Consider the following 26,244-nt stretch of genomic DNA (forward strand, 5'->3'; position numbering starts at 1 on the left):
ATGCAATCATGTCACACATTACTTAGCGACGCGTTGCTGACCCGAGGCTTGCCAATGGTCGACATTCCTCGGGCCCCCATCAAGCGCCGTCGGAGCGCTTGTGTTCCCGGTGCCAGCCGACCATCGCGTCGGGGAAGCAGTCGGTCGAGGCGAAATAGGGCTTTATGTCGAGGAGCGGCGTGCCGTCGAGGCAATCCAGCCCCGCCACGGTGAGGCTGTCCGGGTGGAGGGCCAGCACGCGCACCGCGCTCATCGCGATGGGGTTGGGCCGCGCCGGGCTGCGCAGCGCGAAAGTGCCGCGCCCGAAGCCATAGCTGCGCGGCACCTGCACCACGAGGTTCCGCGGCGCCTGGTCCATCCAGTAAAGCAGCCAGAGATGGGTGGTGCCCGCCAGGCCCTCCAGCGCGGGGCGGAAGGGGGCGTCGATCTCCACCGTGCAGGGCGCGTCCGATTCGCGGCTGTTGCGCGGGCAGTCCGCCCGCCGCGTCCAGGGGGTGCGCAGGCGGCCGATGAAGTGCAGCCCGGCATCCGGCGTCGCCGGCAGCTCGACCGCGACCTCGCCGGGGCGGATGCCGAAATCGGGTGATGCGGAGGGGTGGGGCGACGGGGTGTCATCGGGCGGGTTCATCGCAGCGACTTTACTCTGTGGGGAACCGTCAGCAAGGAGCGCGCTGCCGGCACGGGCCGGCCGCGCCGACGGATACACACAAGCCTGTACACACAAGCCTGACTGGTCATCCGGTTGGCCTGATCGTCCACCTCACTGCACTGACACGCCACGGCGTGAGACTGGTATGCCAGCCCTGCGTCAGCCCTCTTGCGCGCGGCCCGAATAAGACATAAACATATCTTTATATCTTTTCGGACCAGTAACCAGCGACAGATCGAGACGCCCGTGGCGAGCCTGCCCTTATCCTTCCCGCTGCTGCTCGACGGCCTCAAGGCGGCCGGCGAGGATACGCGCCTGCGCCTGCTGGCGCTGATCGGCGAGGGGGAACTCACGGTCTCCGAGCTTACCGAGATTCTCGGCCAGTCGCAGCCGCGAATCTCCCGGCATCTCAAGCTGTTGGCGGAAGCGGGTCTGGTCGAAAGATACCGCGAGGCGAGTTGGGTGTTCTACCGCCGCGCCACCGAAGCGCCCGCCGCCGCGCTCACTGACGCGCTGCTGGACCTCATCGCCCCCGACGACGCCATCCTGCTGCGCGACCGTGAGCGGCTGGAAGCGGTGCGCGCCGCCCGCGCCGCGCAGGCGCAGGCCTATTTCCGCGCCCATGCCCATGAATGGGACGCCATCCGCCGCCTCCACGCTCCGGAGGAGCAGGTGGAAGCCGCTATAAAATCAGCGCTTTCCGGCGCGAGCATCGGCAGCCTGCTCGATCTCGGCACCGGCACGGGCCGCATTCTCGAGCTGTTCGCCGGCGAGATGGAGCGCGGCGTCGGCATCGACCTGTCCTCGGAAATGCTCAGCGTCGCCCGCGCCAATCTGGAGCGCGCCGGGGTGCGCAACGCCACGGTGCGCCAGGGCGACATCTACAGCCTTGCTTTGCCACGCGATTCCTTCGATGTCGTGGTGGTCCATCAGGTGCTGCATTTCCTGGAGGACGCCCCGCGTGCCCTCAAGGAAGCCGCCCGCGTGCTGCGTCCGGGCGGGCGGCTGCTGGTGATCGACTTCGACCCGCATGATCTTGAGTTCCTGCGCGAGCAGCACGCCCATCGCCGCCTCGGCTTCGCCCCCGAGATCATGGAAAATTGGCTTGTGCAGGCAGGACTTAGCCCTCAATCGCACCGTCTGCTCGCGCCGCAAGCTGACGGCAAGCTAACCGTGTCACTCTGGCTGGCCCGCGATCCGCGCATCGCGCTGGCCTCAGCCCAAAACAACAGGGAGGTCGCCTGATGTCGTCGGATATCGAGCGCCGCAGCCGCCGCGCCGGCGGGCGGCCCATTTCGGTCTCGTTCGAGTTCTTCCCGCCGAAGACGCCGGAGATGGAGGCCACCCTGTGGTCCTCCATTACCCGTCTGGCGCCGCTCGCGCCGAAATTCGTCTCCGTGACCTATGGCGCGGGCGGGTCCACCCGCGAGCGCACCCACACCACGGTCGAGCGCATCGTCAAGGAAACCCGCCTGTCGCCGGCGGCGCACCTCACCTGCGTCTCCGCCTCGAAGGACGAGGTCGACGAGGTCGTGCGCGGCTATTGGGATGCCGGCGTGCGTCACATCGTGGCCCTGCGCGGCGATCCGCCGGGCGGCGTCGGGCAGGCCTATGAGCCGCATACGGACGGCTACAAGAGCTCGGCCGAGCTGGTCGCCGGCATTCGTCGCATCGCGAATTTCGAAGTATCCGTCTCGGCTTACCCGGAAAAGCACCCGGAAAGCCCGAGCCTCGACACCGATCTCGACATCCTCGCCGCCAAGGTCGAGGCCGGGGCGACGCGGGCCATCACCCAGTGCTTCTTCGACAATGACCTCTACTTCCGCTACCTCGACAAGGTGCGTGCGAGGGGTATTGACGTACCGATCGTGCCGGGCATCCTGCCGGTGTCGAATTTCAAGCAGGCGAAGAACTTCTCGGAGAAGACCGGCACCTACATGCCGGCCTGGCTCGCCGGGCGCTTCGAGGGGCTCGACAATGATCCCGAGACCCGCAAGCTGATCGCTGCCGCCGTGGCGGCGGAGCAGGTGTTCGATCTCGTCGATCGCGGCGTGACCGAGTTCCATTTCTACACGCTGAACCGCGCCGACCTCGTCTACGCCGTCTGCCACCTGCTCGGCGTGCGCCCGCCGCAGGAGGCCGTGGGGGCAGGGCAGGCGGCGGCGTGAGCGGAGAGGGACGAGATGCCCTATAGTAGGGGCATCTCACGGAGGCGGAGCATGAGCGAGCCGGACAACTTCATCCTGACGCTGCTGCGCGAAATCCGCGCGGAGATGAAGGAAGGGTTTCAGAGCATCGACCGTAAGCTCGTCGAACACGACGTTCGTTTCGACGACTTGCACAAGAAGATCGAGAGCCTGAAGCAGGCGATGCATGGCGAATCCGTGCTCGGTCGTTACGCCACCGCCGAGTTCGAGGACCGCCTCGATGCCATCGAGAAGCGCCTCGCAAAACTCGAAAAAGGCCATTGATCGTAAGTGTTTGGTTTGCTGTCGTACTGACGTTACTGCCATGGCGGAGGATCTCCGCGCGTGAAATGAGTGCTCCATGACCAACCCACCCGCCGACACCTTCGCCGCCCTTCGCACTGCTGCTGCCGAGCGTATTCTCGTGCTCGACGGCGCCATGGGGACGATGATCCAGCAATTGAAGCTGGATGAGGCGGGCTATCGCGGCGAGCGGTTCAAGGGCTGGAACCGCGACCTCAAGGGCAATAACGACCTGCTCAACCTGACGCTGCCGGACGCGGTGCGCGACATCCACCTCGCTTATTTCCTGGCGGGGGCCGACATCGTCGAGACCAACACCTTCTCCGGCACCACCATCGCCATGGCCGATTACGGCATGGAGAGCCTAGTCTACGAGATCAATTTCGAGGGCGCGCGCGTCGCCAAGGAGGCGGCGAAGCTCGCGGAAGCGAAGGACGGGCGCCGCCGCTTCGTTGCCGGCGCCATCGGTCCGACCAACCGCACCGCCTCAATCTCCCCGGACGTCAACGACCCCGGCTTCCGCGCGACGAGTTTCGATGAGCTGGCAACGGCTTATGGCGAGCAGGCCGGCGCTCTGATCGATGGTGGCGCCGATATCCTGCTGATCGAGACCATCTTCGACACGCTGAACGCCAAGGCCGCCGTCTTCGCCATCGAGCGGCTGTTCGAGGAGCGCGGCATCCGCCTGCCGGTGATGATTTCCGGCACCATCACGGACCTCTCCGGCCGCACCCTGTCCGGTCAGACGGCGGCGGCGTTCTGGTACGCGCTGCGCCACGCCAGCCCGTTCTCCATCGGCTTCAACTGCGCGCTCGGCGCCAAGGAGATGCGCGCCCATATCGACGAATTGTCGCGCCTCGCCGACACCTTCGTCTGCGCCTACCCCAATGCCGGCCTGCCCAACGAGTTCGGCCTCTATGACGAGAGCCCGGCGGCGATGGCCAAGCTGGTCGGCGAGTTCGCCGCTTCCGGCCTCGTCAACATCGTCGGCGGCTGCTGCGGCACGACGCCGGACCATATCCGCGCCATTGCCGATGCGGTGTCGCCGCACCGTCCGCGCGTGGTGCCCGAGATCGAGCCGCGCCTGCGCCTCTCCGGCCTCGAACCCTTTGAGCTGACCCCGCAAATTCCCTTCGTGAATGTCGGCGAGCGTACCAACGTCACCGGCTCCGCGCGCTTCCGCAAGCTCATCACCAATGGCGACTACACCGCCGCGTTGGCGGTGGCCCGCGATCAGGTGGAGAACGGCGCGCAGGTCATCGACATCAACATGGACGAAGGCCTGCTCGATTCCGAGAAGGCCATGGTGACCTTCCTCAACCTGCTCGCCGCCGAGCCGGATATCGCCCGCGTGCCGATCATGGTCGACAGCTCCAAGTGGAGCGTGATCGAGGCGGGCCTGAAGTGCATTCAGGGCAAGGGGATCGTGAACTCGATCTCCATGAAGGAGGGCGAGGATGCCTTCCGTCACCATGCAAGGCTGGTGCGTGCCTATGGCGCGGCGGTGGTCGTCATGGCCTTCGACGAGCAGGGCCAGGCCGACACCTATGAGCGCAAGATCGAGATCTGCACGCGCGCCTATCGCATTCTGGTGGATGAGGTCGGTTTCCCGCCCGAGGATATCATCTTCGATCCGAACATCTTCGCGGTGGCGACCGGCATCGAGGAGCATTCGGGCTATGGCGTCGCCTTCATCGAGGCGACGCGGGCGATCCGCCAGCAGCTGCCGCATGCCCATATCTCCGGCGGTGTGTCGAACCTGTCCTTCTCCTTCCGCGGCAATGAGCCGGTGCGCGAGGCGATGCACGCGGTATTTTTGTACCACGCCATTGGCGCGGGCATGGATATGGGCATCGTCAATGCCGGCCAGCTGGCGCTCTATAACGAGATCGAGCCGGAACTGCGGGAGGCCTGCGAAGACGTGGTGCTCAACCGCCGCGAGGACGGCACCGAGCGCCTGCTGGCGCTCGCCGAGCGGTTCCGCGGCGGCGGCAAGGAGCGGCGCGAGGCCGATCTCACCTGGCGCACCCAGCCGGTGGCCAAGCGCCTGGAGCATGCGCTGATCAACGGCATCACCGATTTCGTCGAGGTCGATGTCGAGGAAGCCCGCCAGCAGGTGGCGCGCCCGCTCCACGTCATCGAGGGGCCGCTGATGGCCGGCATGAACGTGGTCGGCGACCTGTTCGGCGCCGGCAAGATGTTCCTGCCGCAGGTGGTGAAGTCCGCCCGCGTGATGAAGCAGGCGGTGGCCTATCTCATGCCCTTCATGGAGCAGGAGAAGATCGACAACGGCACCACGGGCGACTCGTCCGCCGGAAAGGTGCTGATGGCGACGGTGAAGGGCGATGTCCACGACATCGGCAAGAACATCGTCGGCGTCGTGCTCCAGTGCAACAATTACGAGGTGATCGACCTCGGCGTGATGGTGCCGACGGCGAAGATCCTCGACGCGGCGCGAGAGCACAAGGTCGACGTGATCGGCCTGTCCGGCCTCATCACCCCCTCGCTCGACGAGATGGTCCATGTCGCCTCGGAAATGGAGCGCGAAGGTTTCACTGTACCTCTGCTGATCGGCGGCGCGACGACCTCGCGCGTCCACACGGCGGTGAAGATCGCCCCGCAATATGTGCGCGGTCAGGCGGTCTATGTGACGGACGCCAGCCGCGCCGTGGGCGTGGTCTCGAACCTGCTCAACGACAATACCCGCGAGGAATATGTCGCGAGCCTGCGCGCCGAATACGCCAAGGTGGCCGACGCCCATGCCAAGAGCGACCGCAACAAGGTCCGCGTGAAGCTGGAGGAGGCCCGCGCCAACCGGCTGGTGCTCGACTTCGACAGCTACCAGGCGCCGGTGCCGACCTTCCTGGGCACGCGGGTGTTCGAGGAATACGACCTCGGCGAGTTGGTGCCCTATATCGACTGGACGCCGTTCTTCCAGTCTTGGGAGCTGGCGGGCCAGTTCCCGCGCATCCTCGACGACGCGAAGGTCGGTGTTGCCGCGCGCGCGCTCTACGAGGATGCCCAGCGCATGCTGGAAACCATCGTCGCGGAGAAGTGGCTCACCGCGCGCGCCGTGGTCGGCTTCTGGCCGGCCAATGCGGTGGGCGACGACATCGTGCTGTTCACCGGCGACGACCGCGCCTCGGAGCTCGCCACGCTGCACACGCTGCGCCAGCAAATGGGCAAGCGCGAGGGGCGGGCGAATGTCGCACTAGCCGATTACATCGCGCCGAAGAGCACCTGCGTGCCCGATTATATCGGCGGCTTCTGCGTCACGACGGGCTTTGGCGAGCCCGAGCGTTCGGACGCCTTCAAGGCGGCTAATGACGACTATTCCTCGATTCTTCTCAAGGCCTTGGCCGATCGTCTTGCAGAGGCTTTTGCAGAGCGGATGCATGAGCGGGTGCGCAAGGAATTCTGGGCTTATGCACCGGATGAAGAACTTCAGAATGAGAATCTGATTCAAGAAGCCTATCGCGGCATCCGTCCCGCGCCGGGCTATCCGGCGCAGCCCGACCATACGGAAAAGGCGACTCTTTTCAGCCTGTTGGAGGCGACGCCTAAGATCGGCGTGGAGCTGACCGAGAGCTTCGCCATGTGGCCGGGCGCGGCCGTGTCGGGCCTCTACTTCGCCCACCCGGACGCTGCCTATTTCGGCGTCGGCCGGGTCGAGCGCGATCAGGTGGAGGACTATGCCCGGCGCAAGGGCATGAGCGTGGAAGAGGCCGAGCGCTGGCTGGCGCCGGTGCTTAATTACGACCCGCTGAGCCACAAGAAAATCGCGGCGGAGTAGCGCATTCCCGCGCGCTCGAACTCCGTCGCGCGTCTTAGGCGTCGGCGATGGCGCGTTCGAGGAAGCGGGCGGCGGCCAGCGCGGTACGGTCGCGGCCGAAGCGGCCGACCACCTGCACGCCGATCGGCAGGCCGGTTGCTCCGGTGAGGCCGGTAACGTTCACACAGGGCGCACCGGTAAGGGTCCACAGCCGGTTGAAAATGGCGGAGCCGGTGGTGGCAAATCCCTCCGGCGCCTCGCCGGGCGCGGCGAAGGTGATCAGCGCATCATAGCCCGCCATCAGGTCGGCCTGCGCGTTGCGCGCCTTGCGGGCGGCGCGGCGGGCGGCGTCATAGGCGTCCGGCGTGGTCGTCTGTGCCTCTTCCAGATAGGCATGCAGAACCGGGGAGAGCTTGTCGCGGTGGCGATCCCACTCATCGGCCATGGCGAGCGAGGCCTCATAGGCCTGCACCACGGCGCTCGCGGCATCACCGGTTTCCAGCGCCGGCGGCAATTCGACCACCTCTACCTGCGCCCCGGCGCGCTCGGCGGCGCGGATGGCGTCTTCCAGCGCGGCATGGGCGTCATCGGCGGCAAGGCCGGCCCGCATTGTCTTGGCGACGGCAAAGCGCGGACGCGCGGTTTCCGCATCGAGGTCGAAGTCGCGCCCGGTAATCGCCGCCATGGCAAAGGCGACATCCGCCACATGGGCGCCGAACAGTCCAATGGTATCCAGCGACCATGCAAAAGGCTTGAGGCCGAGCACCGGCAGCAGCTTGAAGGAGGGCTTGTAGCCGGTGACGCCGCAGAACGAGGCGGGGCGGATCACCGAGCCGCCGGTCTGCGTGCCGATGGCAATGGGCAGCATCCCCGCCGCCACCGCCGCCGCCGAGCCGGAGGAGGAACCACCGGGGCTGTGGCTCAGCCGGCGCGGGTTGCGGGTGGGGGAGGGTTGCAGAAAGGCGAATTCGGTGGTGACCGTCTTGCCGGCGATCAGCCCGCCAGCCCGCGCGATCATGCGCACCACGGCTGAATCGGCCGCCGGGTAATAGCCGGCGAAGAGCGGCGAGCCGCGTTCGGTGGCGAAGTCCACCGTGTCGAGAATGTCCTTGATGCCGACCGGCAGGCCCGCCAGTGCCGTGGCCGCAAGGCCGGGTGCCTGCGCGGCGGCGCGCAGCGCCTCGGCGTCGAAGCTGGCGAAGGCGCCGACCTCGCTCTCGCGCGCGGCGATCGCTTCCAGGCACCGCTCGGCCACGTCGACCGGCGAGAGGTGCCCGGCACGGATGGCCTGGGCGAGGGCGGCGGCGGAAAGCATCTCGGTCATGGCGTCGCTCGCGCTATCGAATGTCGCGTCGCTGTCGCATGCCGTCACGACTGCCGCAAGCGCGAGGGTGGCCTACTGCCCCGTGCGGTTCGGCAACACATCGCGCAAGTTTATGGATTGGCTCACCGAATTTCGTTTGAGCCCTTGCATCGCAAGGCTTAACCGCAGATCGTTCTGTCAGGTGGGGCGCGTTGCGATGAATATTCTCTCGATCCAGTCCTGGGTCGCCTACGGCCATGTCGGCAATGCCTCGGCCATGTTCCCCATGCAGCGGCTCGGCCATGAAGTGTGGGGCCTGCATACCGTGCAGTTCTCCAACCACACCGGCTATGGCGCCTGGCGCGGCGAGGTGTTCGGCGCGGGCTTGATCCGCGAGTTGGTCGGGGGCCTGGAGGACCGCAACGTGCTGCCGCGCTGCGACGGCGTGCTCTCCGGCTACATGGGCTCGGCGGAGATCGGTGATGCCATCCTCGACGCCGCGGCGCGGGTAAAGGCCGCCAATTCGCAGGCGCATTACTGCTGCGACCCGGTGATCGGCGATGTCGGCCGGGGCGTGTTCGTCCGTCCGGGCCTGCCGGAATTCATCCGCGACCGCGCCGTGCCGGCGGCCGATCTCATCACGCCCAACCAGTTCGAGCTGGACTATCTGTCCGGCCGCAGCACCGCGACCCTCGCCGGCGCGGTGGCCGCCTGCGATGCCGTCCACGCCATGGGCCCGCGCGTCATCCTCGTCACCAGCCTGCACACCGAGGACACGCCGGCCGATGCCATCGACCTGATGGCCTCCGGCCCGGACGGGCGCTACCGGGTGCGCACGCCAAAGCTGGACATTTCCGTGAACGGGGCGGGCGACGCGATCGCCGCGCTCTTCTTCGTGCACTGGAAGTCGACGCACTCGACCGCCGAGGCGCTGTCCAAGGCCGCGTCCTCGGCCTATGGCTTGCTTGCCCGAACGGCAGCCGCCGGCTCGCGAGAGATCCTCACCGTGGCCGCGCAGGATGAATTCGTCACGCCGTCCCGCCTCTTCACGCCGGAGAAGCTTTGACCGCCATGTCCCGCCGCTTTGTCACGCTCGACGTCTTCACCGATCGTCCCCTCGCGGGAAATCCGCTGGCCGTCGTGCTCGACGCCGAGGGGCTGGACAGCAACCAGATGCAGGCCATCGCCCGCGAGTTCAATCTCTCGGAGACGGTGTTCCTGGTGAAGCCGCAGGATGAGCGCAACCGCTCCAAGCTGCGCATCTTCACCGTCAATCACGAACTGCCCTTCGCCGGCCATCCCACGGTCGGTACGGCGGTGCTGCTGGCGATCCGCGACGGGGTGGAAACCTCGACCGATTTCGTGCTGGAGGAGAATGTCGGGCCGGTGCCCTGCCATGTGAATGTGCGCGGGGAGCGGCTGGGCAACGCCATCTTCACCGTGCCGAGGATCCCTGAGATCATCCACGAGGAGCCGATGAGCGTGGAAGCCTGCGCGCAGGCGCTCGGCCTCGACACCTCGGATATCGGCTTCGACGGCTACCGGCCGGTGGTCGCCTCCGCCGGCGTGCCCTTTGTGTGCATACCCTTGGCCTCGCGTTCGGCGCTGGCCCGCATCAGCCCGAGCGCGGCGCGGCTGATTGGCACCTTCGGCGGCGAGGCGGATTCGGTCTATGTGTTCTGCCGCGACGAGGATGGCGAGGGCGATTTCCGCGCCCGCATGTTCGGCGCCAATATGGGCATCGACGAAGACCCGGCGACCGGTTCCGCCGCCGCCTCCTTTGCCGCCGTGCTGTTCGCCGGCGAGCGCCCCGAGGACGGTTTCCACGCTTTCGACATCCTTCAGGGCGTCGAGATGGGCCGGCCGAGCCTGGTGCGGCTCGGGCTTGAAGTGACCGAGGGCGCGCTTACCGCCGTCACCATCGGCGGCGGCGCGGTAATCGTCGGCGAGGGCGTGATCCATGTGTGACGTGGCATTCGGGGTCTCCCGCCCGTGACTCTCGGGGCTGCCGGACCGATCGAGACCCTTACCCTCGATCGTCTCGACATGTGGCTCGATCCCGGCCCCTGCGCGCTGTCCGCCGAGAACCGCCCGGCGATCGACGCGCATTTCGCCGATCGCGTCGCGGCCCAGCCGGGCATCTGGAACGGGCCCATCCTGCTTATGGTCGAGCACCGGATCGAAGCCGGCGTGCTGACCGGCCGCTACGCGCAGGCCGATTACGCCTCGTTGCTGTGGCTGCTGGCCACCGAGCCGCCGCATGCCATCGCGCGTAACGCCTTTGCCATGGGAGCGCTGCGCGGGGCCGATGGCGGCTTCGTGCTTGCCCGCATGGCGCCGTGGACCGCTAATGCCGGCCGCATCTACTTCGCCGCCGGCACGCCGGACCCCTCCGACGTAATGCCGGATGGCCGGGTCGATCTTGACGGCAGCCTGCTGCGCGAACTCACCGAGGAGACCGGCATCGCCGCCCATGAGGTGACGCCGGCGACCCAGTGGACGGCGCTGCGCGACGCGCGCCGGCTTGCCTTGCTGCGCGAGATCGTCGCCGACCTGCCCGCCGAGGCGCTCGCCGATCGTATCCGCGCCCATATCGCCAGCGAGGAGCGCCCGGAGATCGACGCGGTGATCGTCGCGCGCGGGCCGGACGACCTTGCCGAAGGGATGCCGCCTTTCATCCGTAGCTATCTCCTGTCCGCCTGGGGACACCCCGGAAATGCCGCGTGACTTTTCGGACTAATCAGTTCGAAAATGGCACGCCGCTCGCATGTCGGGGCGCCTCGAAGGGCGGATCACGGGATCAGCCCGCCGCTACCGCCCTCTTTAGGCTCGGGGAGATGAGAGAAATGGTCGTCAAGTCGTCCGGCAACCTGCCGCTTTTTTCCGCAGGGAGCATTGATCGGCGGCAGCTTCTGGCGCTCGGCGCCGGAGCGCTCGCCCTTACCACGTTCGGGAGCGCGGCCTTCGCCGCCAAGGGCAAGCCCATCAAGGTCGCCGCTATCTTCACCGTGCCGGTGGAGCAGCAATGGGTGTCGCGCATCCACAAGGCGCTGAAGGCCGCCGAGGCGCGCGGCGACATCACCTACAAATTCTCCGAGAACGTCGCCAACACCGATTATGAGCGGGTGATGCGGCAGTACTCGCAGGAGGGCGCGGACCTCGTGGTCGGCGAGGTCTTCGCGGTGGAGCGTCCCGCCCGCAAGGTGGCGGCGGACTATCCCAAGACCGCCTATCTGATGGGCTCGTCCTTCGGCCCGACGAAGCCGAACTTCTCGGTGTTCGACAACTTCATCCACGAGCCGTCCTTTCTGACCGGCATGGTGGCCGGCAAGACCACCAAGTCCAACGTCATCGGCCTCGTCGGCGGCTATGCCATCCCCGAGGTGAACCGGCTGATGCAGGCCTTCATGGAGGGCGCCCTGTCGGTGAACCCGAACGTGAAGTTCATCGTCACCTTCATCAACTCCTGGTACGACCCGCCCAAGGCCAAGGAAGCCGCCTTCGCCCAGATCGACAAGGGTGCGGACGTGCTCTACGCCGAGCGCTTCGGCGTCTCCGATGCCGCCAAGGAGCGCGGCGTGAAGGCGATCGGCAATGTGATCGATACCTCCAGCCAGTATCCCGGCACGGTGGTCGCCTCGGCGCTGTGGCACATGGAGCCGACCATCGACCGCGCCATCAAGGCGGTGATCGACGGCACCTTCACCGCCGAGGATTACGGCCCGTTCAGCTACATGGCGCATGGCGGCGCGAGCCTCGCCCCGCTCGACCCGAAGGTCGTGCCGCCGGAGGTGATCGAGGTCGTCCTTCTCAAGGAGAAGGAGATCAAGGACGGCCTGTTCCGCGTGAACGTCAACGACGCCGAGCCGAAGTCGACGCTGTGAGGCGCGCATTGTGACGCCGACCTGAGGCCGGCGGTCCGTAGTTCCCTCTCCCCGCCGGGGAGAGGGTCAGGGTGAGAGGAGTTTCCGGTGCTCGCCCCTCACCCGGCCGCTTCGCGGCCGACCTCTCCCCGATGGGGAGAGGTTCGCAAAAGAGGCCGGCTCGGCGCCCGTTCACATGCATCCCGATCCCCGCCCGCTGGTCCTTTCGCTCACCGGCATCACCAAGCGTTTCGGCGCACTGGTGGCGAATGACCATATTGACCTTGATGTGCGCGCCGGCGAGATCGTCGCGCTGCTCGGGGAGAATGGCGCGGGCAAGACGACGCTGATGAGCATCCTCTTTGGCCACTACATCGCTGATGAGGGAACGGTGTACATCGGCGGCGCCGACGGCCAGCTCGCCCCCCTGCCGGGCGGCTCGGCGGAAGCCGCGCTGAGCGCGGGCATCGGCATGGTGCATCAGCATTTCGCGCTGGCCGAAAACCTCACCGGCTTCGAGAATATCGTGCTCGGCACCCAGTCGCTGTGGAGCCTCAAGCTGAAGCGCCGCGCGGCGCGGGCCAAGATCGACCGGCTGATGGCGGAGAGCGGCCTCACCGCCGATCTTGACGTACCGGTGGCGCGGCTTTCGGTGGGCGAGCAGCAGCGCATCGAGATCCTCAAGGCGCTCTACCGCGACGTGCGGGTGCTCATTCTGGACGAGCCGACCGCCGTGCTCACCCCGCAGGAAGCCGATAGCCTGGCGGAGACCGTGCGGGTGCTGGCGGCCAAGGGCCTCGCGGTCATCTTCATCAGCCACAAGCTGCACGAGGTGCTGGCGCTGTGCGAGCGCGTCGTTGTGCTGCGCGGCGGCGCCAAGGTGGCGGACCGCCCGACCGCCGGCGCCAACCGGGCGACGCTGGCCGAACTGATGGTCGGGCGCGCCATCCCGCCGCGCGAGCGTCCGCCGGCGACGCGCGGCGCCCCGGTGCTCAGCCTCACCGGTGTCAGCGTCGGCACGCCCACCCAGCGCGACCGGCTGGAGCGGGCAGACCTTCAGGTTTGTGCCGGCGAGATCGTCGGCATTGCCGGCGTCTCCGGCAACGGGCAGGGGGCTTTGGCGGCGCTGGTCGCCGGCCTCGCCACGGCGCGCGAGGGCGAGGCTCATATCGCCGGTAATCGTCTCGGCCGGGCCGACCCCGCCGCGCGCCTCGCCGCCGGCGTTGGCCGTATACCGGAGGATCGCCACCGCGACGGGACGGTCGGCGCACTGACCGTGGCCGAAAACTATGTGCTGGAAACTGTTGGCGATCCGCAGAACCAGACCGCCGGCTTCCTGCGCCGCGCGGCGATCCGCGAGCGTGCGGCGGCGGCGATCAAGGCTTATGACGTGCGCTGCCCCGGCCCGGATGCCGCCATCCGCGCGCTCTCCGGCGGCAACATGCAGAAGGTGGTGCTCGCCCGTGTGCTGGAGCGCGAGCCGCGCCTTGTGCTCGCCCACCAGCCGACGCGCGGACTCGATATCGGCGCGACCACCGACGTTCACCGCCGCCTCATCGCGGCGCGCGGACGCGGCGCGGCGGTGCTGCTGATCTCCGAGGATCTCGACGAGCTCTTCGCCCTCTGCGACCGCATCGCCGTGGTCCATGCCGGCCAGCTCTCCCCTGCGATGGACACGGAGGGGCTCGATGTGCGCACCGTCGGGTTGATGATGGCCGGCCACGCGGCCGGGGAGGCGGCGTGATGGGGGCCTCGCTCGATCACCATCCTTCGCGGCTCGCTCCGCTCGCACCTCAGGATGACGTTCATCTCTTAGAGCCCCGTCATCCTGAGGTGCCCGGCAAAGCCGGGCCGCGAAGGATGGTTGGTTCGCCCGGACCAACGCCCGGAGACCCCGCATGATCCGCTTCGTCCCCCGCGAACGCACGCCGCTCTGGCTCACGGTCGCCGTCTCCGTCGGCTCGGGGCTGGCGGCGCTGCTGCTGACCGCCATCCCGCTCGCGCTTTCCGGCGCGCCGGTCTTCTCGGCCTTCGTGCTGATGGCGCAGGGCGCGGCGGGTGATGGCTTTGCGCTGGCGGAGACGCTGACCCGCGCCACCCCGCTCATCTTCACCGGCCTTGCGGCGGCGGTCGCTTTCCGCGCCAAGCTCTGGAACATCGGTGCCGAGGGACAGCTTTATGCGGGCGCTCTCGCCACCGTCGCGCTCGGTGCCGGGCTGATCGAGGCGCCGGCCTATATCCTCCTGCCGACCGTGCTGATCGGGGCGGCGGCGGCGGGCGCGGCGCTGCTGCTCATCCCCGTGCTGTTCAAGACCCGCTTCGGCGCCGACGAGGTGGTGGTGACGCTGCTGATGAACTTCATCGTCTTGCTCTTCGTCCAGATGATGATCGAAGGGCCGATGAAGGACGAGATGGCGATGGGCTGGCCGCAATCGGCCCCGGTGCTCGATGAGGCGACACTGCCCAAGCTGGTGGCCGGGTTGCGCCTCCATGCCGGTCTGGTCATCGCCGTGGTCGCAGCTGTGGCGCTGCACATTTTCATCACCCGCACCGTCTGGGGCTTCCGCATCCGGGCGGTGGGCGAGAATGCCCGCGCCGCGCGCTATGCCGGCCTGCCTGTCGTGAAGGCGATGGTGCTGGTCGGCGTGCTCTCCGGCGGGCTCGCGGGCTTCGCGGGGGCGAGTGAGGTGGCCGGTCTCAAGGGCTATCTCACCTCCGATCTCTCGCCCGGCTTCGGCTATGCCGGCATCGTGGTGGCGACCCTGGCGAACCTCTCGCCGCTCGGCGTCATCCCCGCCGCCATCTTCGTCGCCGGCGTGTTCGTGGGCGCGGATTCGATGAGCCGGGCCATCGGCGTGTCCAACTATCTCGCTGATCTCGTCGTCGCGTTTTCCCTGCTCAGCGTGCTCGTCGGCGGGTTGCTGACGCGGTTCCGCATCGTCCTCGTGCGTCGGGAGACCGTGTGATGTGGGCCGCCCTCGACATTCTGCTGCAGGCCAATTTCTGGGCCGCCACCATCCGCATCGCCACGCCGCTGATCTTCGGCGTGCTGGGCGCGCTGCTCTGCGAGCGGGCGGGGGTGCTCAATCTCGGCATTGAAGGCATTTTCGTCGCCGGTGCCATGTCTGGCTGGCTGGCGGTCTATCTCGGCCTGCCACTGTGGGGCGGTGTCCTCGTCGCCGCCGGCGTCGGTGCGCTGTTCGGGCTGATCCATGGCACGCTCACCGTGCCGCTTGGCCTGTCGCAGCATGTCACCGGCATCGGGGTGACGCTGCTCGCGACGTCGATCGCCTATTTCGGCTACCGCGTCGCCTTCCCCAATGTGGCGACGCCGCCGCGCATCGAGGCCTTCGCGCCGCTCGACGTGCCGGTACTGGGCGATCTGCCCTTCATCGGGCCGATCCTCGGCCAGCAGACCGCCTTCACCGTGCTTGCCTTCGTCTGTGTCGGCCTCGTCGCTCTCGTGCTGGCCCGCACGCCGCTCGGCCTTGCCCTGCGCGCCGTGGGCGACAATCCGGAAGCGGTGGAGGCACAGGGGCTCTCCGTCGTCGGGCTTCGCATGGGCGCGGTGATGGCGGGCTCGGCGCTGATGGCCCTGGGCGGGGCGTTCCTTACCCTTTCGGCGTTCAACGCCTTCTATTTCGGCATGATCAACGGGCGTGGCTGGGTGTGCATCGCGCTCACCGTCTTCGCCTCCTGGCGGCCGGGCAAGGCGCTTCTCGGCGCGCTGCTGTTCGGCGCGCTCGACGCCTACCAGCTCCGGCTGCAGACCATCACCGGCGGTGCGGTGCCCAGCCAGATCTTCCTCATGTTGCCCTATATCTTCTCCATCGCCGCGCTGGTGCTGGTGGCCCGCCGGGCCGATTACCCGCGCGCGCTGATGAAGCCGTATTTCAAGGGCCAGAGATAGGCGGACCCCATGAGCTTTGACCTGATCGTCACCAATGCCTGTCTGGCCGATGGGCGTAGCTGCGTCGACATCGCCTGCGAGGCCGGGCGCATCCGTGCCGTCGAGCCGGGCATCGCCGCGCAGGCGGGCGAGGGTGCCGGGCAGATCATCGACGCTGGCGGCAGGCTGGTCTCGCCGCCCTTTGTCGACGTGCATTTCCACATGGACGCGACGCTCTCGCTCGGTCTGCCGCGCCTCAACACCTCTGGTACGCTGCTGGAGGGCATCGCGCTCTGGGGCGAGCTCAAGCCGCTGCTGACCCACGAGGCGGTGATCGAGCGGGCGCTGCGCTATTGCGATCTCGCGGTCAGCCAGGGGCTGCTGGCCATCCGCAGCCATGTCGATGTGTGCGACGATCGCCTGCTGGCCGTCGAGGCGCTGCTCGATGTGCGCGAGCAGGTGAAGGACTATATCGACCTGCAACTCGTCGCCTTCCCGCAGGATGGCTATTACCGCTCGCCCACCGCCGCGAAGAACCTCGAACGCGCGCTCGACATGGGCGTCGATGTGGTCGGCGGCATCCCGCATTTCGAGCGCACCATGGCCGATGGCGCGGCTTCACTGAAGGCGTTGTGCGAGATCGCGGCTGCCCGTGGCCTGCGCGTCGACATCCATTGCGACGAGAGCGACGATCCGCTCTCCCGCCATATCGAGGCGCTGGCCTATGAGACGCAGCGCCTCGGCCTGCAGGGCCGGGTGGCCGGCTCGCATCTCACCTCCATGCACTCCATGGACAATTACTACGTCTCGAAGCTCATCCCGCTGATCGCCGAGGCGGGCGTCCATGCCATCGCCAATCCGCTGATCAACATCACCCTGCAGGGCCGGCACGACACCTACCCCAAGCGGCGCGGCATGACGCGGGTGCCGGAATTGCGGGCGGCTAGCGTCAATGTCGCCTTCGGCCATGACTGCGTGATGGACCCTTGGTATTCACTCGGCTCGGGCGACATGCTCGAGGTCGCGCACATGGCGCTGCATGTCGGTCAGATGACCTCGCGCGAGGCGATGGCCTGGTGCCTGGAGGCGGTCACCACCAATCCGGCGACGATCATGGGTCTGGACGGCTATGGCATCGCGCCCGGCTGCAACGCCGATTTCGTGATCCTGCAGGCGGCCGATCCCATCGAGGCCATTCGGCTCAAGGCGGCGCGGCTCTTCGTCATCCGGCGCGGCCGGGTGATCGCGGAGGGCGCGCCACGCGTCTCAACGCTCGCGCTACCGGGCCGGCCGGCTTTGGTCGATCCCGCCGCCTATGCGCCGAAGGATTCATGATCGGGCGAAACTTTCGGCAATGAATGACATGCGCCGCGTGTATGGTGGCGAAGAATGCCCCATATTCATGGGGAGGATCCCGTCTCGTCCGTGATCGCCCATGCCGTTTGACGTCGACATTCGTCCGTCACCATCCCTGCCGGAATGCCGGACCGAAGGGTTCGATCTGCTGTACCGGCCGGTATGGATTCTCGATCTCGACACACTGCGGAAGTTCTACGCCAACGCCGCCGCGCGGGCGCTCTGGCGGGTGGAGCCCGGCGAGGAGGCGGAGTTCTTTACCCGCGACTTCACCCCGCACTCGGAGGCCATCCGGGCGCGGCTTGGCCGTACCATGGGGCGGCTGCGCGCCGGTGAGGTCTTCACCGAGCGCTGGACGTTCTATCCCAAGGACCGACCCTTCACCGTCGACTGCCTGATGAGCGGTGTACGCCTCTCGAACGGCCATGTCGGAATGCTGGTCGAGGCGACCGTACCGCAGGTCGAGCCGCAGGAGCTGCGCGGCGTGGAGGCGCTACGGCATACAAGCGTGCTGGTGACGCTCTATGGCCAAAGCGGAGAGGTGATGTTCCGCAACCCCGTCGCGTCGCGCACCTATGCCGATGACGATCACCGTTTTCTCGACAGCTTTTGCGACCGCGCGGCGGGTGAGGCCATCTGGCGGGAGGCTTTCGGGCATGATCCGGCGCGTACCGATGCCTTCATGGGCCGGATGGTCTCCGGCGAGTTCCGGGTTGCGACCAGTGCGGGCGAGCGCTGGCACGGCATGGATCTTCGGACCACCACGGACCCGGTGAGCGGGCGGGTGAGCCTTCTGGTCAATGAGCGCGACATCACCGAGCGGGTGGAAGAGCGCGCGCGCTCCGACTACCTCTCCACCCACGACACCATGACCGGCCTGATCAACCGCGTCTGCTTCCAGGAAAAGCTCCAGGCGGCCATGGAGCGGCCGGGTTCCGCCGGGGCGCTCATCATGTGCGACCTCGACAGCTTCAAGGAGGTGAACGACACCTATGGCCACGCTGCCGGCGACGCGGTGCTGCGTGAGATTGGTGTCCGGCTGCGCGCGAGCCTGCGGCCGGAGGATGTGGCCGCCCGGCTCGGCGGCGACGAATTCGCGGTGCTGCTCACCCATTTGGTCGATGTCGAGGTGCTGCGCCGCCGGGCCAGCGAGATCGACCTGCGTCTCAGCCAGCCCATCGCCGACCCGGCCACGGGAACCGTGTTCAGCATGGCGGCGAGCTTCGGCATAGCCGCCTGGCCGGAGGACGGCGCGACGCCGGACGCGCTCCAGCGCAATGCCGATCTCGCCCTCTATGCCGCCAAGGCCGAGAATGGCCGGCGGGTGCGCCATTTCGACATCGGCATGCGCCGCGCGGCGGATGAACGCCACCATTGCATCGTGGACCTCACCGCCGCGCTGGAGCGGGACGAGTTCGAGGTGTTCTACCAGCCGATCATGGAACTCGGGACACTCGTGCCGAAGGGCTTCGAGGCGCTGCTGCGTTGGCGCCATCCCACCCGCGGCCTGCTGGTGCCGGACCTTTTCATCCCCGCGGCCGAGAGCGTCGGGCTCATGGCGCCCATCGGCACCGCGATGTTCGCCCGCATCTGTACGCAGGTCCGCCAATGGATCGATGAGGGGCTCGATCCCGGCCGGGTGGCGGTCAATCTCTCCGCCAACCAGTTCCGCAACCGGGCGCTTGCCGACCATCTCCGCGCGGCGGTAAACGCCGCCGGGCTGACGCCGGCCCACATCGAGTTCGAGGTACCGGAGACCGTCACGCTGGGCCGCAGCGGCGAGGTGGTGGTGGATACGCTCTCGGCGCTCCGCAGAGCGGGCTTCAGCATCGCGCTCGACGATTTCGGCACCGGCCACGCCTCGCTCACCCATCTGCGGCGGCTGCCGGTCGATGTCATCAAGATCGACCGCAGCTTCATCGCGGACATGGAGCATTCGGCCGCCGACCGCGCCATCGTCCATGCGGTGATCGCGCTCGGGCGGGAGCTTGGCATGAGCGTCCTGGCGGAGGGCATCGAGAACGAGGCGCAGCGTATCTCGCTACACCTGCTCGGCTGCAACCTCGCGCAGGGCTATCTGTTCGGCTACCCGATGGAGGCTGCACGGGCGGCCACATGGATGCTGCGCCAGGCCGCGCGGCGCGCCGGCGGCAATGTCGTCACCTTCCTGGGAGCACCATGACCGTCGGCGTGGTCGGCAGGCTGGCGCGGGAGAGCACCACGGTGGGCGTCGGCTGGCGCGCGATCGTGTAGCGGCTGTCCGCGAGCTTGGCGAGGAAGCGCTCCAGCGTGCTCGGGTTGAAGAAGTGCATGGGGATGACGACCGGCGATTCCAGCGCTTTCAGCACCTCGACCATGCCGTCCACATCCAGTGTGTAGCTGCCATCCACCGGCGCCAGGACGATGTCGATCCGCCCGAGCGCGCCAAGATCCTCGGGCGTCAGCGTGTGGTGCAGATGGCCGAGATGGGCGATGCACAGATCGGCGGCGCGGAAGATGAAGATCGAATTGCCGTTCTTGATCGTGCCGCCTTCCCAATCGCGGATATTGGTCGGCAGGTTGCCGATCCACAGATCGCCCACCTCAAGGTCGTAATGCACGGGGTCGCGGTCCTCGCGCCAACCCTTGAGCACGCGCTCGATTCCCGGATCGGGGTTGAGCGAGTAATGCGTCGAATGCGCCCGGTTCATCGTCGCCACGCGCGGCACGACGCTCGGGCGGACATAGTCGTTGTAGTCGGTTGCCAGCGTTACGCCGCCGGCGGTCTCGATCAGGAACGTGGCGTGGCCGACAAAGGTCAGGCTCACCTCGCGTTCCCCAGGCATCGCCGCCGGGATCGCGGTCAGGCGGGGCGGGGAGAGGAAGGGGCTCGTCGCCACCAGCTTCGGGCACCGCTCGGCCTGGGCTTGCGCGGGCGCCACCGATAGGGGCGCTGCCAGAGCGAGAAGGGCGAGAGCGAAAAGGCGGGAAAACGGGCTCGGCATGGGCAGGGCTCCGGGCGGGCGTCCGGAGCATCATGGCGCGAGCTGACGTTAGGGCGAGTCACGTTTGCGTGCCGCGCGCCGCAGCGTCACATCACCGGATGAAGGGGTTGGTCCGTTTCTCCAGCGCGATGTTCGTGGCGCTGCCATGGCCGGGCAGCACGGTGAAGGCATCGCCCAGCGGCAGGATCTTCTCCTTGATGCCCTTGATGAGCAGCGGCCCGTCGCCATAGGGGAAATCGGTGCGGCCAACCGAGCGCTGGAACAGCGTGTCGCCGACAATGGCGAGCTTGTTGTCGCGGTTCACCAGCGCGACATGGCCGGGCGTGTGGCCGGGGACGTGCAGCACGTCGAAGTCGATCCCGCCGATCTCCACCGTGTCGCCCTCGTTCAGCCAGCGGTTCGGCGTCACCACGCGGCCGGGAATGCCGGTGCGCTCGCCGGCGACCGGCAGGTCGTCGAGCAGGAACTTGTCGCCCTCATGCGGGCCTTCGACCGGAATTTTCAGCGTCTCGGCGAGCTCCGCCGCGCCGGCCGCGTGGTCGATATGGCCATGGGTCAGCACGATCTTTTCCGCCGTGACCTCCAGCTCCTCCAGCGCCGCGAGGATTCGCGGCAGGTCGCCGCCCGGATCGATCACCGCCCCGCGCTTGGTCGTCTCGTCCCAGACGATGGAGCAGTTCTGCTGGAAGGGAGTAACGGGAACGACGGCGACCTTCAGGCTCGGCATGGTGGCTCCTGGAAACGAGCGGGCGGCAACGGCGGGCGGGACTGTGGTCGATCATATGCCGGCGCGCAAGGTCGCGGGCGGCGCCCGCGCCTTGTGGCGACCTGTCGCCAATGCTATTGCGCGCCCATGAGCACCGAGCCGATTTCCAACATCCGCAACTTCTCCATCGTCGCCCATATCGACCATGGAAAGTCGACTCTCGCCGACCGCCTGATCCAGATCACCGGCGGGCTGTCGGAGCGCGAAATGTCCGAGCAGGTGCTCGACAGCATGGATATCGAGCGCGAGCGCGGCATCACCATCAAGGCGCAGACCGTGCGCCTGTCCTATCGGGCGAAGGACGGCGAGGATTACATCCTCAACCTCATCGACACGCCCGGCCATGTCGATTTCGCCTATGAGGTGAACCGCTCGCTGGCCGCCGTCGAGGGCTCGCTGCTGGTGGTCGACGCCTCGCAGGGCGTCGAGGCGCAGACGCTGGCCAATGTCTACCAGGCCATCGACAACAATCACGAGATCGTCCCGGTCCTCAACAAGATCGACCTGCCGGCGGCCGAGCCGGACAAGGTGAAGGCGCAGATCGAGGACGTCATCGGCCTCGATGCCTCGAATTCGGTGATGATCTCCGCCAAGACCGGCATCGGCATTCCCGATGTGCTGGAAGCCATCGTCACCCGCCTGCCGCCCCCCAAGGGCGACCGCGACGCGCCGCTGAAGGCGCTGCTGGTTGACAGCTGGTACGACGTCTATCTTGGCGTTGTCGTGCTCGTGCGCATCGTCGACGGCGTGATGAAGAAGGGCCAGCGCATCAAGATGATGCGCACCGAGGCCGTCTATGATGTCGACCGCGTCGGCGTGTTCACGCCCAAGCTCACCGTGATGTCGCAGCTCGGCCCGGGCGAGATCGGCTTCCTCACCGGCTCGATCAAGGAAGTCGCCGATACCCGCGTCGGCGACACCATCACCGAGGAAAAGCGCCCCACCGCCGAGGCGCTGCCGGGCTTCAAGCCGGCGCAACCGGTGGTGTTCTGTGGTCTCTTCCCCGTCGACGCCGCCGACTTTGAGGATCTGCGCGCCGCCATGGGCAAGCTGCGCCTCAACGATGCAAGCTTCTCCTTCGAGATGGAGACCTCGGCCGCGCTCGGCTTCGGCTTCCGCTGCGGTTTCCTTGGCCTGCTGCATCTGGAAATCATTCAGGAGCGGCTGGAGCGCGAGTTCAACCTCGACCTGATCGCCACCGCCCCCTCGGTCATCTACGAGATCGAGATGAATGACGGTACCGTGATCGACATGCACAACCCGGCCGACATGCCGGATGTGGTGAAGATCAAGGAAATCCGCGAGCCGTGGATTCGCGCCACCATCCTGACGCCGGACGACTATCTCGGCTCGGTCATCAAGCTGTGCCAGGACCGGCGCGGCAGCCAGATCGAGCTCACTTATGTCGGCGCACGCGCCATGCTGACTTATGACCTGCCGCTGAACGAGGTGGTGTTCGATTTCTACGACCGGCTGAAGTCGATTTCAAAGGGCTATGCCTCCTTCGACTACCAGATCACCGACTATCGTGTCGGCGACCTCGTGAAGATGTCGATCCTCGTCAATGCCGAGCCGGTGGATGCGCTGTCCATGCTGGTTCACCGCACGCGCGCCGAATATCGCGGCCGCGCCATGTGCGAGAAGCTGAAGGATTTGATCCCGCAGCACCTGTTCCAGATTCCGATCCAGGCGTCGATCGGCGCCAAGATCATTGCCCGCGAGACCATCAAGGCCCTGCGCAAGGATGTGACCGCCAAGTGCTATGGCGGCGATATCAGCCGCAAGCGCAAGCTGCTGGAGAAGCAGAAGGAGGGCAAGAAGAAGATGCGCCAGTTCGGCCGGGTGGAAATCCCGCAGGAAGCCTTCATCGCCGCGCTGAAGGTCGATGACTGAGCCCCGGCGGGCCGGTCGAGATCGGCTTATGGCAATCGGGCTAGGGTTCGTAGTCGCAGACATTTATGCACGTTCCGCGCGATGATGTGCGACGGATGCGCGGTTTTGGTGTACCGTCTTCCCACGTCGACGACGGGGGAACGTCTGTGATCACCATCACCATAACCAAGAGCTTGACGACGGCCTCCATCTCCGGCGGGGATGGTGGGCCGGGGCAGATCAGCGATACGGTGGGCATCCAGTATCAATGGTCGCTGCCCCTTGCCGAATTGACCACCGAACCGGACAATTCGCTGGTCTTGAACACCTTGTCGAACGTCATGGCCATCGTGGGCGGGGTGGCGCAGACCACCTCCCAGTCCATTCCGCTGGCGGCTGCGGGCGGCTATGACGGCGACAGTGTGACCCTCGGCGGCACCGGCCTCGGCCCCGCGCTCGCCGGCGGGCAACTGCAGGTTCATGGCAGCTATATCGACCTGTCCGGCGTGGACGACCCGAACTTCGCGGAACTAGCCTGCCTGCCGGTCGGCGCGTTCTTTGCCTCGCGTGTCGCCGGCATCACCAAGCAGAAGGTGCTCCTCGTCATCGAGGCGTGAGGTTTCGGGCGGGCAGAGACGAGGCCGAAAACGATGCGGCCGGGCATCGCGCCCGGCCGCCTGAATGACCCTGTCCGCCCGCCGCGTCAGATGACGTAGGGCGGCACCTGGTAATAGTCGTTCACCTTGCGGTCCCAGTCGCGATCCGCCCAGGAGCGGTCGTCCGAGCTCGCGTGATGCGGCGCACCGCTGAGCTGCTCATCGGTGAGATCGACGACATAGCCGTCGAGGCTCTCATCATATTTCAGCAGCGACCAGGGCAGCGGGTAATAGTCCTCGCCAAAGCCGAGGAAGCCTCCGAAGCTCATCACCGCGTAAGCGGTCTGGCCGCTGAGCTTGTCGATCATCACCCGTTCGATCGAGCCGATGCGCTCGCCATCGGGGCGGTAGACGGCCGTGCCTTCGACCTTGTCGGAGCCGATCAGCGTCATGGTTTCGGCGGCGGCGAGATTGTGCTGCGTGCTTTCCATAGTCTGTCTCTCCTCGTTGAGCGTCTGCATGTCAGGAGAACGAGCGGGTTAGCTTTACGTTCCCTATGAAATCGGCCCGCAACACAAGACGAGTGCTGCGTTGGCTGTATGAACGCTGCGGAACTTGTTTGACATCAGCTTCCCGTTACCAGCCAGAGCGCGGGCTGTGCCGAGATGGCGCCGGCCATGGCCCCCGGCTATAAGGTGGCGAGATCCCGACGCGGAGATTCGCCATGCGCCCTGATCGTCCCTTGCCGTTGACGCGCCGTGCGGCGCTCGGCCTTGTCGGGGGCACGGCCCTTGGCCTGATGACGCCCTGGGAGGCGCTGGGACAGGAGGCGGGCCTCACGGAGGTGGATGCGCTCAAGCCCGGCCAGTATGTCTGGTATCCCGACCGCGCGCCGGATGGTTTCGTCGCCATCATCGTCTCGCTGCCCGACCAGCGCTGCTATGTTTATCGCAATGGCGTGCGCATCGGCGTCTCCACCTGCTCGACCGGCAGGGAAGGGCACGCGACGCCGGTCGGTGTGTTCACCATCCTGCAGAAGGATGTCGACCACCACTCCTCGATCTATGACGACGCCTCCATGCCCTTCACGGAGCGGCTAACCTGGTCGGGCGTCGCGCTGCATGCGGGCGGGCTGCCGGGCTACCCGTCCTCGCATGGCTGCGTTCACCTGCCGCTGGAATTCGCCAAGCTGGTGTTTGGCGTGACGCATTACGGGACGCCGGTCATCATCGCCGACGCGCATTCCCAGCCGGTGGATGTGCTGCACCCCGGCCTCGTCATGCCGGCGGACGCCACGACCGCCATTCAGGCCGATGCGCCGAAGAACGCCAATGGCACGCCCGACACCGCCGCCGCGCCGAATCCGGCGCAGGATGCGGTGTCCATGATCGTCTCGGGCGCGGACAAGCAGCTTGTCGTGCTGAAGGACGCCGCCGAGGTGCTGCGCGCGCCGGTGACCATTACCGATCCGGGCTCGCCGCTCGGCAATGTCGTCTATGTGCTCAAGCAGGTCGGTGGCGAGGTTTCCTGGACCGCCGTGTCCTTCGAGGGCAATGGCGGTGCGGCGGGCAAGGCGACGGCGGCGATCAACCGCGTCACCGTCGCGCCGGAAGCGAACCAGCAACTGGCCAAGCTGCTGGTGCCGGGCTCCACCCTGTTCATCACCGATCTCGCCGCGCCGGCACAGACGCGCACCGACAAGAACTTCGTCGTGCTCTCGCAGGCGATGAGCTGAACCGGTGCGGCGGGCGTTCCTCCTCGCCCTGGCCGGCTGCCTCGTCGCGGGGGCAGCTCTGGCGCAGTCCGCCGCCGACACCACGCCGGCCAAGCAGCTCTTCAGCGCGGCCAAGGAGCCCGCGGAGATCGGCACGCGCTCCATCGGTTTTTATTCCAAGGGGTGCCTTGCCGGGGCGCAGGCGCTGCCGGTCAATGGCAAGACCTGGCAGGCCATGCGTCTGTCCCGCAACCGCAATTGGGGCCACCCGGACCTGATCGCCTTCCTCGAGCGCTTCGCCGCCAAGGTGCCGCAGGTCTCGAACTGGCCGGGCATCCTCGTCGGTGACATGTCGCAGCCGCGCGGCGGGCCGATGCTCACCGGCCATGCCTCGCACCAGATCGGCCTTGATGCCGATATCTGGCTCACTCCCATGCCCAAGCGCGAATTCACCAAGGATGAGCGCGAGAAGGTCGCCGCCACCATGATCGTGCGGCCGGACCGGCTGGATGTGGACGCCAAGGTCTGGACGCCCGGCCATATCGCGGTGATCCGCGCGGCGGCGCAGGATCCGGCGGTGGAGCGCGTGCTGGTCAACGCCGCCATCAAGAAGGCGCTGTGCCGCGACGCGACGGGCGACCGCTCCTGGCTGCAGAAGGTGCGTCCCTATTGGGGGCACGACTACCACATGCACGTCCGCATCGCGTGCCCGGATGGCAGCCCGGACTGCCGCGCGCAGGATCCGGTGACGCCCGGCGAGGGCTGCGGCAGTGAGCTGGACTGGTGGTTCTCGGAGGGCAACATCAACCCCAAGCCGCCCAAAGAGCCGGTGAAGCCCCCGCCGCCGATGATGCTCAAGGATCTGCCGCCCGCCTGCCGTCAGGTGCTGCTGGCGCCGTAGTTTCACCGTGGGTCATCCCGGCCGAAGGCGAAGCCGCAGAGCCGGGATCGCTTTCCATCCGTCACGCGATCCCGGATCGGCCTCCCGGCC

Annotated in this window: 22 protein-coding genes; 17 read left to right on the forward strand and 5 right to left on the reverse strand. The window is 67.1% G+C overall.

Annotation, left to right across the window (positions count from 1 at the left end; translation table 11 throughout):
* Positions 1-79: 79 nt before the first annotated feature.
* On the reverse strand, positions 80-628 hold the full coding sequence (gene tsaA, locus OU996_RS12385) for a tRNA (N6-threonylcarbamoyladenosine(37)-N6)-methyltransferase TrmO (RefSeq protein ID WP_267581925.1): 549 nt from the start codon (positions 626-628) through the stop codon (positions 80-82).
* Positions 629-895: 267 nt separating this feature from the next.
* Here tsaA and OU996_RS12390 point away from each other — a divergent pair, with 267 nt between their 5' ends.
* The 4 genes from OU996_RS12390 (at position 896) to metH (ending at position 6,931) form a co-directional block, all read left to right on the forward strand.
* The gene (locus OU996_RS12390) at positions 896-1,894 is read left to right on the forward strand and encodes an ArsR/SmtB family transcription factor (RefSeq protein WP_267581927.1); all 999 of its coding nucleotides are present in this window, start codon (positions 896-898) and stop codon (positions 1,892-1,894) included.
* Entirely contained in the window at positions 1,894-2,817 is a 924-nt protein-coding gene (metF, locus tag OU996_RS12395) for a methylenetetrahydrofolate reductase [NAD(P)H] (RefSeq protein WP_267581928.1), read from the forward strand. Before OU996_RS12390 ends, metF begins: the two co-directional genes overlap by 1 nt.
* A 51-nt stretch (positions 2,818-2,868) precedes the next feature.
* On the forward strand, positions 2,869-3,120 hold the full coding sequence (locus tag OU996_RS12400; RefSeq protein ID WP_267581929.1) for a hypothetical protein: 252 nt from the start codon (positions 2,869-2,871) through the stop codon (positions 3,118-3,120).
* A 76-nt stretch (positions 3,121-3,196) separates the two neighbouring features.
* Positions 3,197-6,931: a methionine synthase gene (gene metH / locus OU996_RS12405; protein ID WP_267581930.1), complete on the forward strand. Its 3,735-nt coding sequence runs from the start codon at positions 3,197-3,199 to the stop codon at positions 6,929-6,931.
* A 34-nt stretch (positions 6,932-6,965) separates the two neighbouring features.
* On the opposite strand, the gene OU996_RS12410 is transcribed toward metH, so the two are convergent.
* Positions 6,966-8,225, reverse strand: coding sequence for an amidase (locus tag OU996_RS12410; protein WP_420712764.1), 1,260 nt, complete (start codon positions 8,223-8,225; stop codon positions 6,966-6,968).
* Positions 8,226-8,430: 205 nt separating this feature from the next.
* On the opposite strand from OU996_RS12410, the gene pdxY reads away from it, so the two are divergent.
* The 9 genes from pdxY to OU996_RS21390 all read left to right on the forward strand — a co-directional run bounded on the left by pdxY (position 8,431) and on the right by OU996_RS21390 (position 19,503).
* A complete protein-coding gene (gene pdxY / locus OU996_RS12415; protein ID WP_267581932.1) occupies positions 8,431-9,279 on the forward strand; it encodes a pyridoxal kinase PdxY in 849 nt (282 codons plus the stop codon).
* Positions 9,280-9,284: 5 nt separating this feature from the next.
* Entirely contained in the window at positions 9,285-10,181 is an 897-nt protein-coding gene (locus tag OU996_RS12420; RefSeq protein ID WP_267581933.1) for a PhzF family phenazine biosynthesis protein, read from the forward strand.
* 24 nt (positions 10,182-10,205) lie between these two features.
* A complete protein-coding gene (locus OU996_RS12425) occupies positions 10,206-10,940 on the forward strand; it encodes an NUDIX hydrolase (protein ID WP_267581934.1) in 735 nt (244 codons plus the stop codon).
* A 119-nt stretch (positions 10,941-11,059) separates the two neighbouring features.
* Positions 11,060-12,097, forward strand: a complete 1,038-nt coding sequence (locus tag OU996_RS12430) for a BMP family protein (protein WP_267581935.1) — start codon at positions 11,060-11,062, stop codon at positions 12,095-12,097.
* Positions 12,098-12,272: 175 nt separating this feature from the next.
* On the forward strand, positions 12,273-13,820 hold the full coding sequence (locus OU996_RS12435; protein WP_267581936.1) for an ABC transporter ATP-binding protein: 1,548 nt from the start codon (positions 12,273-12,275) through the stop codon (positions 13,818-13,820).
* Between the two features lie 154 nt (positions 13,821-13,974).
* A complete protein-coding gene (locus tag OU996_RS12440; protein WP_267581937.1) occupies positions 13,975-15,042 on the forward strand; it encodes an ABC transporter permease in 1,068 nt (355 codons plus the stop codon).
* On the forward strand, positions 15,042-15,986 hold the full coding sequence (locus tag OU996_RS12445; protein ID WP_267581938.1) for an ABC transporter permease: 945 nt from the start codon (positions 15,042-15,044) through the stop codon (positions 15,984-15,986). The genes OU996_RS12440 and OU996_RS12445 overlap by 1 nt, the downstream gene beginning before the upstream one ends.
* Before the next feature lie 9 nt (positions 15,987-15,995).
* Positions 15,996-17,300, forward strand: coding sequence for an amidohydrolase family protein (locus OU996_RS12450; RefSeq protein WP_267581939.1), 1,305 nt, complete (start codon positions 15,996-15,998; stop codon positions 17,298-17,300).
* A gap of 100 nt (positions 17,301-17,400) precedes the next feature.
* A complete protein-coding gene (locus OU996_RS21390; protein ID WP_324290696.1) occupies positions 17,401-19,503 on the forward strand; it encodes a putative bifunctional diguanylate cyclase/phosphodiesterase in 2,103 nt (700 codons plus the stop codon).
* On the opposite strand, the gene OU996_RS12465 is transcribed toward OU996_RS21390, so the two are convergent.
* Both OU996_RS12465 and OU996_RS12470 read right to left on the reverse strand, forming a co-directional pair.
* Positions 19,481-20,305 (reverse strand): MBL fold metallo-hydrolase, encoded by an 825-nt coding sequence (locus OU996_RS12465; protein ID WP_267581940.1) that lies wholly within the window; start codon positions 20,303-20,305, stop codon positions 19,481-19,483. The two genes, OU996_RS21390 and OU996_RS12465, sit on opposite strands and share 23 nt — an antisense overlap.
* Before the next feature lie 91 nt (positions 20,306-20,396).
* Positions 20,397-21,032, reverse strand: a complete 636-nt coding sequence (locus tag OU996_RS12470; RefSeq protein ID WP_267581941.1) for an MBL fold metallo-hydrolase — start codon at positions 21,030-21,032, stop codon at positions 20,397-20,399.
* 126 nt (positions 21,033-21,158) lie between these two features.
* Here OU996_RS12470 and lepA point away from each other — a divergent pair, with 126 nt between their 5' ends.
* Together lepA and OU996_RS12480 are read left to right on the forward strand one after the other, a co-directional pair.
* Complete coding sequence (lepA, locus tag OU996_RS12475) at positions 21,159-22,964, forward strand: translation elongation factor 4 (protein WP_267581942.1); 1,806 nt, start codon at positions 21,159-21,161, stop codon at positions 22,962-22,964.
* A 146-nt stretch (positions 22,965-23,110) separates the two neighbouring features.
* Positions 23,111-23,560: a hypothetical protein gene (locus tag OU996_RS12480; protein WP_267581943.1), complete on the forward strand. Its 450-nt coding sequence runs from the start codon at positions 23,111-23,113 to the stop codon at positions 23,558-23,560.
* Positions 23,561-23,646: 86 nt separating this feature from the next.
* On the opposite strand, the gene OU996_RS12485 is transcribed toward OU996_RS12480, so the two are convergent.
* On the reverse strand, positions 23,647-24,030 hold the full coding sequence (locus OU996_RS12485; RefSeq protein WP_267581944.1) for a PRC-barrel domain-containing protein: 384 nt from the start codon (positions 24,028-24,030) through the stop codon (positions 23,647-23,649).
* A 233-nt stretch (positions 24,031-24,263) separates the two neighbouring features.
* On the opposite strand from OU996_RS12485, the gene OU996_RS12490 reads away from it, so the two are divergent.
* Both OU996_RS12490 and mepA read left to right on the forward strand, forming a co-directional pair.
* Positions 24,264-25,274 carry a L,D-transpeptidase gene (locus OU996_RS12490; RefSeq protein ID WP_267581945.1) on the forward strand — a complete coding sequence of 337 codons (1,011 nt, stop codon included), beginning with the start codon at positions 24,264-24,266 and terminating at the stop codon, positions 25,272-25,274.
* A gap of 4 nt (positions 25,275-25,278) precedes the next feature.
* Entirely contained in the window at positions 25,279-26,154 is an 876-nt protein-coding gene (mepA, locus tag OU996_RS12495; protein ID WP_420712628.1) for a penicillin-insensitive murein endopeptidase, read from the forward strand.
* Positions 26,155-26,244 lie beyond the last annotated feature (90 nt).

The sequence above is a fragment of the Ancylobacter sp. SL191 genome (assembly GCF_026625645.1).
Lineage (GTDB): Bacteria > Pseudomonadota > Alphaproteobacteria > Rhizobiales > Xanthobacteraceae > Ancylobacter.

Coding starts and splice junctions, on each gene's coding strand:
- metF (WP_267581928.1), top strand. CDS start 1,894: ATGTCGTCGGATATCGAGCGCCGCAGCCGCCGCGCCGGCGGGCGGCCC.
- OU996_RS12470 (WP_267581941.1), bottom strand. CDS start 21,032: ATGCCGAGCCTGAAGGTCGCCGTCGTTCCCGTTACTCCCTTCCAGCAG.
- pdxY (WP_267581932.1), top strand. CDS start 8,431: ATGAATATTCTCTCGATCCAGTCCTGGGTCGCCTACGGCCATGTCGGC.
- OU996_RS12485 (WP_267581944.1), bottom strand. CDS start 24,030: ATGGAAAGCACGCAGCACAATCTCGCCGCCGCCGAAACCATGACGCTG.
- OU996_RS12410 (WP_420712764.1), bottom strand. CDS start 8,225: ATGCTTTCCGCCGCCGCCCTCGCCCAGGCCATCCGTGCCGGGCACCTC.
- tsaA (WP_267581925.1), bottom strand. CDS start 628: ATGAACCCGCCCGATGACACCCCGTCGCCCCACCCCTCCGCATCACCC.
- metH (WP_267581930.1), top strand. CDS start 3,197: ATGACCAACCCACCCGCCGACACCTTCGCCGCCCTTCGCACTGCTGCT.
- OU996_RS12465 (WP_267581940.1), bottom strand. CDS start 20,305: ATGCCGAGCCCGTTTTCCCGCCTTTTCGCTCTCGCCCTTCTCGCTCTG.
- OU996_RS12445 (WP_267581938.1), top strand. CDS start 15,042: ATGTGGGCCGCCCTCGACATTCTGCTGCAGGCCAATTTCTGGGCCGCC.
- OU996_RS12420 (WP_267581933.1), top strand. CDS start 9,285: ATGTCCCGCCGCTTTGTCACGCTCGACGTCTTCACCGATCGTCCCCTC.
- OU996_RS12400 (WP_267581929.1), top strand. CDS start 2,869: ATGAGCGAGCCGGACAACTTCATCCTGACGCTGCTGCGCGAAATCCGC.
- OU996_RS12435 (WP_267581936.1), top strand. CDS start 12,273: ATGCATCCCGATCCCCGCCCGCTGGTCCTTTCGCTCACCGGCATCACC.
- OU996_RS12440 (WP_267581937.1), top strand. CDS start 13,975: ATGATCCGCTTCGTCCCCCGCGAACGCACGCCGCTCTGGCTCACGGTC.
- OU996_RS21390 (WP_324290696.1), top strand. CDS start 17,401: ATGCCGTTTGACGTCGACATTCGTCCGTCACCATCCCTGCCGGAATGC.
- OU996_RS12490 (WP_267581945.1), top strand. CDS start 24,264: ATGCGCCCTGATCGTCCCTTGCCGTTGACGCGCCGTGCGGCGCTCGGC.
- lepA (WP_267581942.1), top strand. CDS start 21,159: ATGAGCACCGAGCCGATTTCCAACATCCGCAACTTCTCCATCGTCGCC.
- OU996_RS12430 (WP_267581935.1), top strand. CDS start 11,060: ATGGTCGTCAAGTCGTCCGGCAACCTGCCGCTTTTTTCCGCAGGGAGC.
- OU996_RS12450 (WP_267581939.1), top strand. CDS start 15,996: ATGAGCTTTGACCTGATCGTCACCAATGCCTGTCTGGCCGATGGGCGT.